The sequence below is a fragment of the Enterococcus sp. DIV1682a genome (assembly GCF_051711005.1).
Classification (GTDB): domain Bacteria; phylum Bacillota; class Bacilli; order Lactobacillales; family Enterococcaceae; genus Enterococcus_B; species Enterococcus_B hirae.
On the sequence record NZ_JBIOLT010000001.1, the window covers coordinates 978495 to 990000 of the forward strand.

Consider the following 11506-nt stretch of genomic DNA (forward strand, 5'->3'; position numbering starts at 1 on the left):
TAAAATATACTATTTGCTTTCATTTTTTTTCATTTTTTTATCAGTAAATCAAGACAATTGCTAAAAATAATGTTAGAATGTTAGTCGTGGTTAACGCAAAGAAGGTTATTAACCTAAGCATTGCTTAGGATAAAGTATTTTAATGAGGTGAATGATTATTATGAAACGCATTGGAATTTTGACCAGTGGCGGAGACGCACCTGGAATGAATGCTGCTATTCGTGCCGTTGTTCGTAAAGGGATTTATGAAGGGCTCGAAGTATATGGAATCAACTATGGATTTGCTGGATTAGTTGCAGGAGATATTCGTCGTCTAGATGTTGCAGATGTGGGTGATAAAATCCAACGTGGTGGGACATTCTTGTACTCTGCACGTTACCCTGAATTTGCGACTGAAGAAGGTCAATTAAAAGGGATCGAACAATTGAAAAAATTCGGTATCGAAGGTTTAGTTGTTATCGGTGGAGATGGCTCTTACCATGGAGCAATGGCATTGACAAGACGTGGATTTCCAGCTGTTGGTGTTCCAGGAACGATTGACAACGATATTCCAGGAACTGATTTCACAATCGGTTTTGATACAGCAATCAACACAGTTTTAGAATCAATCGACCGTATTCGTGATACAGCAACTTCACACGTTCGTACGTTTGTTATTGAAGTAATGGGACGTAACGCTGGCGATATCGCATTATGGTCAGGTGTTGCCGGTGGCGCAGATGAAATTATCATTCCTGAACATGATTTTGATATGGCATCTGTGGCTAAAAAAATCCAAGAAGGCCGCGATCGTGGTAAAAAACATTGCTTGATCATCTTAGCAGAAGGCGTAATGGGCGGAAATGAATTTGCCGAAAAACTTTCTGAATATGGTGATTACCATACACGTGTATCCATTTTAGGACACGTAGTACGTGGTGGCTCACCTAGCGCACGTGACCGTGTGTTAGCAAGCAAATTTGGTGCTTATGCTGTTGACTTGCTTCGTGCAGGTAAAGGTGGTCTATGTGTGGGTATCCGCGACAATGAAATGGTCGCTGCAGATATCATCGAAACACTAGAAAGCAACAAACACAAACCAGACTTATCACTTTATGACTTAAATAACTCACTTTCATTCTAAGATTGAAAGCCTGTTATTTGAAATTTAAGCTATAGTTAAAAATAGGTATAGCTTGTTATCTTTGTATTTAGGCTTTAACCAGCTTTAAATAAACAAAATTGAATGGGAGAGTTTTGTAAAATGAAAAAAACCAAAATCGTTAGTACATTAGGACCAGCAAGTAATTCAGTAGAAACTATTTCTAAATTGATTGAATCTGGGGCAAATGTCTTCCGCTTTAACTTTTCACATGGTGATCATGAAGAACAATTATCACGTATGACAATGGTCCGTGAAGCAGTTAAAAAAACAGGTAAAGATGTAGGTATCCTTTTAGATACAAAAGGTGCTGAAATTCGTACAACTGTTCAAGGCACAACTGAAGCTGATTTTGGTCGTGCAGGATACATCAAATTTGAAGTAGGAGATAAAACTCGTATCTCAATGGATCCTGAACATGTAGGTTCAAAAGAAAAAATCGCTGTTACTTACCCTGGACTATTTGAAGACGTTCATGTAGGTGGACACATTTTATTCGATGATGGCTTGATCGATATGGAAATCATTGAAAAAGACGAAGCAACTCGTGAATTAGTTGTAGAAGTGAAAAATGCTGGAATGCTAGGATCTCGTAAAGGGGTTAATGCACCAGGCGTTTCAATCAGCTTACCAGGGATTACTCCTAAAGATGCAGATGATATTCGTTTTGGTCTAGATAACGATATCGACTTTATCGCTGCAAGTTTTGTACGTAAAGCGCAAGACGTTTTAGATATTCGTGAAATTTTAGAAGAAAAAGATATGACACACGTTCAAATCTTCCCTAAAATTGAATCACAAGAAGGAATCGACAACATCGACGAAATCATCAAAGTTTCTGATGGTGTAATGATCGCTCGTGGTGACATGGGTGTTGAAATTCCTGCCGAATTAGTTCCAATGGTTCAAAAACGTATTATCAAAAAATGTAATGCAGCTGGTATCCCAGTAATCACAGCAACACAAATGTTGGAATCAATGCAAGAAAACCCACGTCCAACACGTGCAGAAGCTTCTGACGTTGCCAATGCCGTATTTGACGGAACTGATGCAACAATGTTATCAGGAGAATCAGCAAACGGTGACTACCCTGTAGAAGCTGTTGCAACAATGGCTCGTATTGACCAACAAGCTGAAAATGCATTATCAGAATTAGGTACTTTCCAATTAAACGAATTTGATAAAACTGATGTGACTGAAACAATCGGTCTATCTGTAGCACGCGCTGCTAAAAACTTAGGCGTTAAAACAATCGTAGCTGCAACTGAATCTGGTTATACAGCTAAAATGATCTCAAAATACCGTCCAGATGCTGACATCTTGGCTGTTACTTTTGACGAACGTACAAAACGTGGTTTGATGCTTAACTGGGGTGTTTACCCAACAGTTGCTGAAAAACCAACAACAACTGACGAAATGTTTGAATTAGCTGCTCAAAAAGCAGTTGACTTAGGCTTTGCTTCAGAAGGCGATTTGATCTTGATCACTGCTGGTGTACCAGTTGGTGAACGTGGAACAACTAACGTAATGAAAATTCAAATGATTGGTTCAAAATTATTAGAAGCTCAAGGCGTTGGTCAAAAATCAGTCGTTGCAAATGCAGTTGTTGCTTCATCAGCTGAAGAAGCAATCAAAAAAGCAAAAGACGGCATGGTTTTAGTTGTTCCAACAACTGATAAAGAATATATGCCTGCAATTGAAAAAGCAGCAGCAGTTATCGTTGAAGAAGGCGGATTGACTTCACACGCAGCAGTTGTAGGAATTGCACAAGACATTCCTGTAATCGTTGGTGCACAAGATGCAACTTCAACAATCACTGATGGCGAGTTAGTAACTGTAGACTCACGTCGTGGTATTGTATACCGTGGCGAAACAACAGCAATCTAATTGGCTTCGCTGATCATCAAAAAAGGATAAGACCTAGGTCTTATCCTTTTTTTGTTGATTTTTAGAGAAATCATGAGATAACATTCGTTGTGGCAGAATGATCGTCGTAGTGTTTAGTCTACGGATTTAAAACGAAATTTTTCTGATGTTCTTAAAGTGTCAATTAGAGGGGAACGAGCAGACTACCGTACAACCATTATTTATTGTTTATTCAAAAGTGTTAATTATTATTCATTTCTATTAATAGCCATTCAATTAAGATTTGTTCTTCTTTTGAGTTTTCATAAATTGTTGGATGACCTCAACCACATTTTCTTGTAAAGGAGTCGGGATTTGCTGAGTACGCTTAGCGAGTGAAATCAGAAAGTGCGGCTGGAGCTGATCGGAAAGTGGGATCGATACGAGATGATCTTCAGGGTGAATAGCAATTTCAGTTAAAAAACCAATCCCAATATTTTCTCGAATCATGCTTTTCAATATGGCTAAGTCATTGCTTTGGTAAACAACTTTAGGTTCAATATGTGCCTGTTTAGCTAACTTTTTAAAAGCTGCAGGATGAACGTAATGCTCGTTCAATAAAACGAATTGTTCAGCTGTTAGGTCGCTAAAAGAAATCGTTTGTCGGTCAGCGAAAGGATGAGTAGGAGCAACAACAATCATGAAACGCTTGTCTAAAAGTAATTCGATCTCTAATTTTTGATCGATAATTGGTTGGGTGGAGCCTAGGATCGCTAAATCGATTCTTCCTTGGTGGATCATGCCATACAAATCTCTAGAGCCACCATCTGTAATCTCAATTTGGTCCATTAGCTGAGATTTAATAAAATAACTGGATAATTTCGGAAAATATTCATTGCCAATGATTGGTGGCATTCCAAATCGTAATTTCTTTTTCTGTAATTGCGTAATCTCTGCTTTTGCCATCTTGATCTCTTGCAAGATAGATTGTGCATGGATAAATAACTGTTTGCCAGCAGGGGTAATCACTAATTCGTGATGTGAACGATCTCTCGTGATAAGAACTGCGTCAAGTTCTTTTTCCAGGCGCTTAAGTGCATAAGTGATCGTCGGTTGACTAACTTGAAAGTACTTGGCTACCTTGGTAAAATTCTTTTGCTTGACGATTTGAACATAATATTCGATATCTCGTGTGTTCATAACAAGCGTCTGCTCCTTTTTCTTATAAATATTGTTTATTGTAGTTCATCTTGAATACTTGAGCAAATAGAAACCATCAAGTATGTACGCCACAGAACAACTTGTAGAAGAATTTAGCCGGATAAACGATCAAAACTGCTGTTTTTATACCGTTAGTTATCATTCTTGGTTAGTAAAAATCGTTCTTCTGTAGGAATGATCGAATGTTATTCTAAAAATCATCAGTTAATTTTTGGGGTAAACATATAGTTTACGAAACAATAAGGAGAAAAAGTCAAAATTTACAGAGAGTCTTTCACGTAATAGAGAAAAAGTTCAGTTAAAAAAATGGCTTCTCTATTTGTTGCGAGTTGCCATGGAAATTTGTTCGTAAATAAAAATAAGACAACATAACGAATAAATAAAAAAAATGTTTTTTAATGAAGTGTAAGGTGTCAAGAAAATTTCATTGACAAGGACCTTTTTGCCCTGTATAATTGCTTTTGTTGCTTAGGAGTGATGAAAAATGAAATGGTCCTTACTCGAATTGAGAAAATACCAAGAGACACCGTTAACATTTCATGAGACCCTTGATCTTAAAGCGGAACTCATGGAGCGAGACAATTTAATACTAGATGTTGCGCCTGTTGCAGTCCAAGGGTTAGTCTCAGTTGATAAAAAAGGCTATCTGGTTCATTACACTGTGCAGACGACTCTGACTGTTCCATCTACGCGTTCTTTAGAACCGGTTGAATTACCGATGGACTTTACCGTTGACGAATTGTTTATGACAAAAGAACAATATCAACTCAGAGATGACCAATTGTCTGCAGAAGAGATTTTGTTAATCGAAGATGCAAAACTTGACCTGACAGAATCAATTGAAGACAACATTTTATTGGCAATTCCGATGCGCGTATTAACTGAGGAAGAAGAACTCGCAACTGACCTACCGAAAGGAACAGATTGGGAAGTCGTTTCCGAAGAAGAATATGAGCGTAGAAAATCAGAAGATGCCAAGACAAAAGTAGATCCTCGTCTTGCAAAATTATCGGAACTTTTTGATGAACCATCAAATGAAGATGATAAAGCGTAAGATTGGAATATATTGCATCAATTAAGGTGCAAGACTTTACAAGGAGGTGTAGCAAAATGGCAGTACCAGCTAGAAGAACATCAAAAGCTAAAAAAGCAAAACGTCGTACACACTACAAATTGACAATCAAAGGGTTAAACGAATGTGCAAACTGTGGTGAAATGAAAAAAAGCCATCACGTATGTGCAAATTGTGGTTACTACGATGGTAAGGACGTAATGTCTAAAGAAGCTTAATACATTTTAATTAGAAAATGTAAAAACCTCAAGGCTAACCATGGAGCCTTGAGGTTTATTTTTTTGTGATACTTTAAAACTTTCCTAGCTCGTCCATTAATATTGAAACAACGTCATAAAAATATATGCTTCTTTGGTTTGCAATAGCGCCATGTTAAGCTATAATGATAGAGATTAGGGAGAACATCCCATATGTAGGAGGAGTTCATATGTCAAAACAACAAATCGGCGTTGTCGGTATGGCCGTAATGGGTAAAAACTTAGCCCTTAATATTGAAAGTCGTGGGTATTCAGTTGCCCTCTTTAACCGTACTGGATCAAAGACAACTGCTGTGGTGGAAGAACACCCAGACAAAAAATTTAAAGCAACTTATTCAATCGAAGAATTTGTCGATTCGATCGAAAAACCACGTCGAATCCTTCTAATGGTAAAGGCTGGTCCGGCAACGGATGCAACCATCCAAGAATTACTTCCGCATTTAGATAAAGGAGATATTTTAATCGATGGAGGAAATACTTTCTTCAAAGACACGATTCGTCGGAATGAAGAACTAGCTAACTCTGGTATCAACTTTATCGGCACAGGTGTATCAGGTGGGGAAGAAGGAGCCTTAAAAGGACCTTCAATCATGCCTGGAGGGCAAAAAGAAGCCTATGAATTGGTTGCACCAATCTTAGAGCAAATCTCTGCTAAAGCAGAAGACGGGGCCCCTTGTGTGACTTACATCGGTCCTAATGGTGCTGGTCATTATGTCAAAATGGTTCATAACGGCATCGAATATGGCGATATGCAATTGATTGCAGAATCTTATGACTTGATGAAAAACATTTTAGGCTTATCAGTTGAAGAGATGGCTGACATCTTTAAAGAATGGAATCAAGGTGAGTTAGATAGTTACTTGATTGAGATCACTGCAGATATTCTAACAAGAAAAGATGATGAAGGAACTGGTAAACCAATCGTTGACGTCATCATGGACGCTGCTGGTAACAAAGGAACAGGAAAATGGACGAGCCAAAGTGCGTTAGACCTAGGTGTTCCTTTACCATTGATCACAGAATCAGTTTTTGCCCGCTACATTTCAGCGTACAAAGACGAACGTGTCCGAGCAAGCAAAGTGCTAACCCGCACGAATGAGTTTTCATTTACTGGAGATAAAAAAGAGTTAATCGAAAAAATCCGTGAAGCATTGTACTTCAGCAAAATTATGAGTTATGCACAAGGTTTTGCTCAATTACGTGTTGCTTCTAAAGAATATGGTTGGGATCTGCCATTTGGTGAAATTGCTAAGATCTGGCGCGCTGGGTGTATCATTCGTGCTCGTTTCTTACAAAAAATCACTGATGCGTATGACAAGGATTCTGATATCGAAAATCTTTTATTAGATGATTATTTTGTCGACATCACCAATAAATACCAACAAGCAGTAAGAGATGTAGTCGCACTAGCTGTCCAAGCAGGCGTTCCAGTACCAACTTTTTCTTCTGCGATTGCTTATTTCGATTCTTATAGAGCAGAACGCTTACCGGCAAATATTATCCAAGCGCAACGTGATTATTTTGGTGCGCACACCTATGAACGGGTAGATAAAGAAGGAATCTTCCATTATTCATGGTATCATGAAGAGTAATCTTTTCGCTTCTTGAAGATGAAGAAAAATAAAAGATGACATGAGAGCTGGAGTCAACTGAAAAGAGAAGACTTCAGCTCTTTTTAAAAATTGTTATCCATGATAAAATGGTTATAGATTTTTAAGTAGATTATCGGTATAATAATAGAGTTTTGAAAAGCCCGTAGAATAGAAAGGAAAAAAATTGATGAGTAATATTCTAATCATTGAAGATGAGAAAAACTTAGCTCGTTTTGTCGAGTTAGAATTAAAGCATGAAGGCTACAATGCAGAAGTACATTACAATGGCCGTACAGGATTAGATGCAGCGTTAAACAATGAATGGGATGCTATTTTATTAGACTTGATGTTACCAGAATTAAATGGACTAGAAGTATGCCGTCGTGTCCGTCAAGTAAAAAATACACCAATCATTATGATGACTGCTAGAGACTCAGTAATCGATCGTGTCTCAGGATTAGATCATGGTGCAGATGACTATATCGTTAAACCTTTTGCGATTGAAGAATTATTAGCTCGTTTACGTGCCTTATTACGTCGTATCGACATTGAAGGAGACAAAAATGTAGCGAAACAAACAACGATCACCTATCGTGACCTAACGATCGAAAAAGAAAATCGTGTCGTACGACGTGGCAGTGAAGTCATTGAGTTAACAAAACGTGAATATGAATTGTTACTTACTTTGATGGAAAATGTAAATGTTGTATTAGCCCGTGATGTTTTACTAAACAAAGTATGGGGATACGAAACAGAAGTCGAAACGAATGTTGTGGATGTCTATATTCGTTATCTTCGTAATAAAATTGATGTTCCAGGAGAAGAAAGTTATATCCAAACTGTCCGTGGAACAGGCTATGTGATGCGCTCGTGATAAAACCGAAAAATTCTGAAAAAAGAGAACTTAAAGGTCCCTCCTTGACAATCAAGTGGGCCTTTGCAAGTTCTTTCTTTATATTCGTTGTTTTTACCATTTTTGCGGTCATTACGTATAAGTCTTCAATCAATCTAATCGTGGCAAAAGAGCGAAACAATGACGAACGAACGATCTCAGAAGTCGCTTCACGATTAGCCAATGCAAATGAAGAGCTGACATTAGTCAACACCTACCGCAACTTAACAAATGCAGAAAATAATACGAGCATCAGTGACACATCAATCATTGAAGGGAATTTGATGAAAATCGATTCGTTCATTTCCGAATTAGGACAATCTTCAATGGATCTATATGTCTATAACTTAGATGAAAAATTAATTTTTAAAACGCATGAAAAAGATCGTTCATTGATCCAAACAACTAGAAAAGTGCCAACGATCGTCACGTTAGATGGCAAAACTGGTTTTCTTTCTGTCCAGCCGATCTATTCTAAAGAAACGAGAGAAAAGATTGGTTATGCTCAAAGTTTTTATGAACTTTCATCTTTTTATGATATTCGGAACAAGTTATTATTGACACTCATCGTATTAGAAGTTGTTTCCTTGATTTTAAGTAGTATACTCGGGTTTTTCTTATCCTCTTATTTCTTAAAACCATTAAAGGTCTTACGAGACACGATGGATACGATTCGTAAAGACCCACAATCAGATATTCATATGCCGGAAATCGATACGAATGATGAACTAGCTGATCTTGCTGAAATCTTCAATGAGATGCTTGATCGCATGCGTCTTTATATTGAACAGCAAGAACAATTTGTGGAAGACGTTTCTCATGAATTAAGAACTCCAGTAGCAATCATTGAGGGACACTTGAGTTTATTGAATCGTTGGGGGAAAGATGATCCTGAAATCTTAGAAGAATCACTAGCTGCAAGCATGCAGGAAATTAGCCGAATGAAGAGTTTGGTTCAGGAAATGCTTGATCTTTCCAGAGCAGAACAAGTGGATATGCATTATGCGAATGAAACGACATTAGCGAAAGAAGTCACTTACCAGGTTTACAATAACTTCAAAATACTATATCCAGATTATGTCATTACTTTAGATGACGATTTAGCAAAAGAAGTGACTCTGCAAATTTATCGTAACCACTTTGAACAGCTAATCATTATTATTTTGGATAATGCAGTGAAGTATTCAACCAATCGAAAAGAAGTGCATATTTCGATTTCTTCTACATTGAGCGAATTTGAAATTGCGATTCAAGACTTTGGAGAAGGCATACCACAAGAAGACCTTAATAAGATTTTCAATCGCTTTTATCGTGTCGACAAAGCCAGAGCACGAACAAAAGGTGGTAATGGGTTAGGCTTATCCATCGCTAAGCAATTGGTTGAAAATTATAAAGGGAGAATCAATGCAGAAAGTGTCGTTGGGCAGGGTACCATTTTTAGGATCTTTATTCCGATTGTAAAAGAAGAAAACAAGTAAAGGGGGTTAACTTTACTTGTTTTTTTATTCAAAAAACAAACAATATAGGGAAGTGCTCGAATTTATAAAAAACGTAAATACGCGGAACCGAACTTTTGTATCTGAATTGGTGTTAAACGCGCTGAAAAAACTATAAAAAAACGTCAAAATACTAATTATCGAGAGGAATATTCGCTTTTAAAAATTATAGTGAAAAATATGTTTTTTTCTATTGCATTTTTCGACAGTCCTTGATATATTATTATTTGTTCTGATAAAGCGTGATGAATTTCACTTTAAAATTTGTTGAAAAAACATATTGACGATGAAAAATCACCATGTTATAATAACGAAGTCGCTTGATTAAGAAGTGACGAAAAGATTGAAATATCAATGAAAAAAGTTGTTGACAAATAACAATTTAAATGATATGATAATCAAGTCGTTAAGAACACGGTAAACAACTCAGTCAAAAAAACTTGAAAAAAGTTGTTGACAAAACCTTAAGAAAATGTTAAGATATAAGAGTTGTTGAAAGAAAAATGTAGACCTTTGAAAACTGAACAAAGCAAAGACAAACCAAATGTGTAGGGCGTCTTGATTGATTCAAGACAACAAACATTTTTAACAAGCAAGCAATATGCTAGCAAACAATTGAGCTTAACAATCGTAAGGTTGTTCGAACTTTTTATGAGAGTTTGATCCTGGCTCAGGACGAACGCTGGCGGCGTGCCTAATACATGCAAGTCGAACGCTTCTTTTTCCACCGGAGCTTGCTCCACCGGAAAAAGAGGAGTGGCGAACGGGTGAGTAACACGTGGGTAACCTGCCCATCAGAAGGGGATAACACTTGGAAACAGGTGCTAATACCGTATAACAATCGAAACCGCATGGTTTTGATTTGAAAGGCGCTTTCGGGTGTCGCTGATGGATGGACCCGCGGTGCATTAGCTAGTTGGTGAGGTAACGGCTCACCAAGGCGACGATGCATAGCCGACCTGAGAGGGTGATCGGCCACATTGGGACTGAGACACGGCCCAAACTCCTACGGGAGGCAGCAGTAGGGAATCTTCGGCAATGGACGAAAGTCTGACCGAGCAACGCCGCGTGAGTGAAGAAGGTTTTCGGATCGTAAAACTCTGTTGTTAGAGAAGAACAAGGATGAGAGTAACTGTTCATCCCTTGACGGTATCTAACCAGAAAGCCACGGCTAACTACGTGCCAGCAGCCGCGGTAATACGTAGGTGGCAAGCGTTGTCCGGATTTATTGGGCGTAAAGCGAGCGCAGGCGGTTTCTTAAGTCTGATGTGAAAGCCCCCGGCTCAACCGGGGAGGGTCATTGGAAACTGGGAGACTTGAGTGCAGAAGAGGAGAGTGGAATTCCATGTGTAGCGGTGAAATGCGTAGATATATGGAGGAACACCAGTGGCGAAGGCGGCTCTCTGGTCTGTAACTGACGCTGAGGCTCGAAAGCGTGGGGAGCAAACAGGATTAGATACCCTGGTAGTCCACGCCGTAAACGATGAGTGCTAAGTGTTGGAGGGTTTCCGCCCTTCAGTGCTGCAGCTAACGCATTAAGCACTCCGCCTGGGGAGTACGACCGCAAGGTTGAAACTCAAAGGAATTGACGGGGGCCCGCACAAGCGGTGGAGCATGTGGTTTAATTCGAAGCAACGCGAAGAACCTTACCAGGTCTTGACATCCTTTGACCACTCTAGAGATAGAGCTTCCCCTTCGGGGGCAAAGTGACAGGTGGTGCATGGTTGTCGTCAGCTCGTGTCGTGAGATGTTGGGTTAAGTCCCGCAACGAGCGCAACCCTTATTGTTAGTTGCCATCATTTAGTTGGGCACTCTAGCAAGACTGCCGGTGACAAACCGGAGGAAGGTGGGGATGACGTCAAATCATCATGCCCCTTATGACCTGGGCTACACACGTGCTACAATGGGAAGTACAACGAGTCGCAAAGTCGCGAGGCTAAGCTAATCTCTTAAAGCTTCTCTCAGTTCGGATTGTAGGCTGCAACTCGCC

The 11506-nt window shown here is 38.9% G+C and carries 8 protein-coding genes and 1 rRNA gene (1 of these 9 running past the window's edge); 8 read left to right on the forward strand and 1 reads right to left on the reverse strand.

The genetic code is table 11. The features are described from left to right. Positions 1-160: 160 nt before the first annotated feature. Positions 161-1123, forward strand: a complete 963-nt coding sequence (pfkA, locus tag IGJ23_RS04540; RefSeq protein WP_010719641.1) for a 6-phosphofructokinase — start codon at positions 161-163, stop codon at positions 1121-1123. A gap of 120 nt (positions 1124-1243) precedes the next feature. Next, positions 1244-3028, forward strand: coding sequence for a pyruvate kinase (gene pyk / locus IGJ23_RS04545; RefSeq protein ID WP_010719640.1), 1785 nt, complete (start codon positions 1244-1246; stop codon positions 3026-3028). Positions 3029-3283: 255 nt separating this feature from the next. Here pyk and IGJ23_RS04550 read toward each other — a convergent pair whose 3' ends face one another. Further along, a complete protein-coding gene (locus tag IGJ23_RS04550; protein ID WP_053765615.1) occupies positions 3284-4186 on the reverse strand; it encodes a LysR family transcriptional regulator in 903 nt (300 codons plus the stop codon). 505 nt (positions 4187-4691) lie between these two features. Here IGJ23_RS04550 and IGJ23_RS04555 point away from each other — a divergent pair. From IGJ23_RS04555 to IGJ23_RS04580, 6 genes are all read left to right on the forward strand, one after another. Beyond that, on the forward strand, positions 4692-5261 hold the full coding sequence (locus IGJ23_RS04555; RefSeq protein WP_010738116.1) for a YceD family protein: 570 nt from the start codon (positions 4692-4694) through the stop codon (positions 5259-5261). Positions 5262-5317: 56 nt separating this feature from the next. Next, entirely contained in the window at positions 5318-5497 is a 180-nt protein-coding gene (gene rpmF, locus IGJ23_RS04560; protein WP_010719637.1) for a 50S ribosomal protein L32, read from the forward strand. Between the two features lie 209 nt (positions 5498-5706). Beyond that, positions 5707-7128, forward strand: coding sequence for an NADP-dependent phosphogluconate dehydrogenase (gene gndA / locus IGJ23_RS04565; RefSeq protein ID WP_010738115.1), 1422 nt, complete (start codon positions 5707-5709; stop codon positions 7126-7128). 187 nt (positions 7129-7315) lie between these two features. Beyond that, on the forward strand, positions 7316-8002 hold the full coding sequence (locus tag IGJ23_RS04570) for a response regulator transcription factor (protein ID WP_005875038.1): 687 nt from the start codon (positions 7316-7318) through the stop codon (positions 8000-8002). After that, positions 7999-9498, forward strand: a complete 1500-nt coding sequence (locus IGJ23_RS04575) for a HAMP domain-containing sensor histidine kinase (protein ID WP_010719635.1) — start codon at positions 7999-8001, stop codon at positions 9496-9498. The genes IGJ23_RS04570 and IGJ23_RS04575 overlap by 4 nt, the downstream gene beginning before the upstream one ends. A 665-nt stretch (positions 9499-10163) precedes the next feature. Further along, positions 10164-11506, forward strand: a 16S ribosomal RNA gene (locus IGJ23_RS04580); it runs 217 nt beyond the window's last position.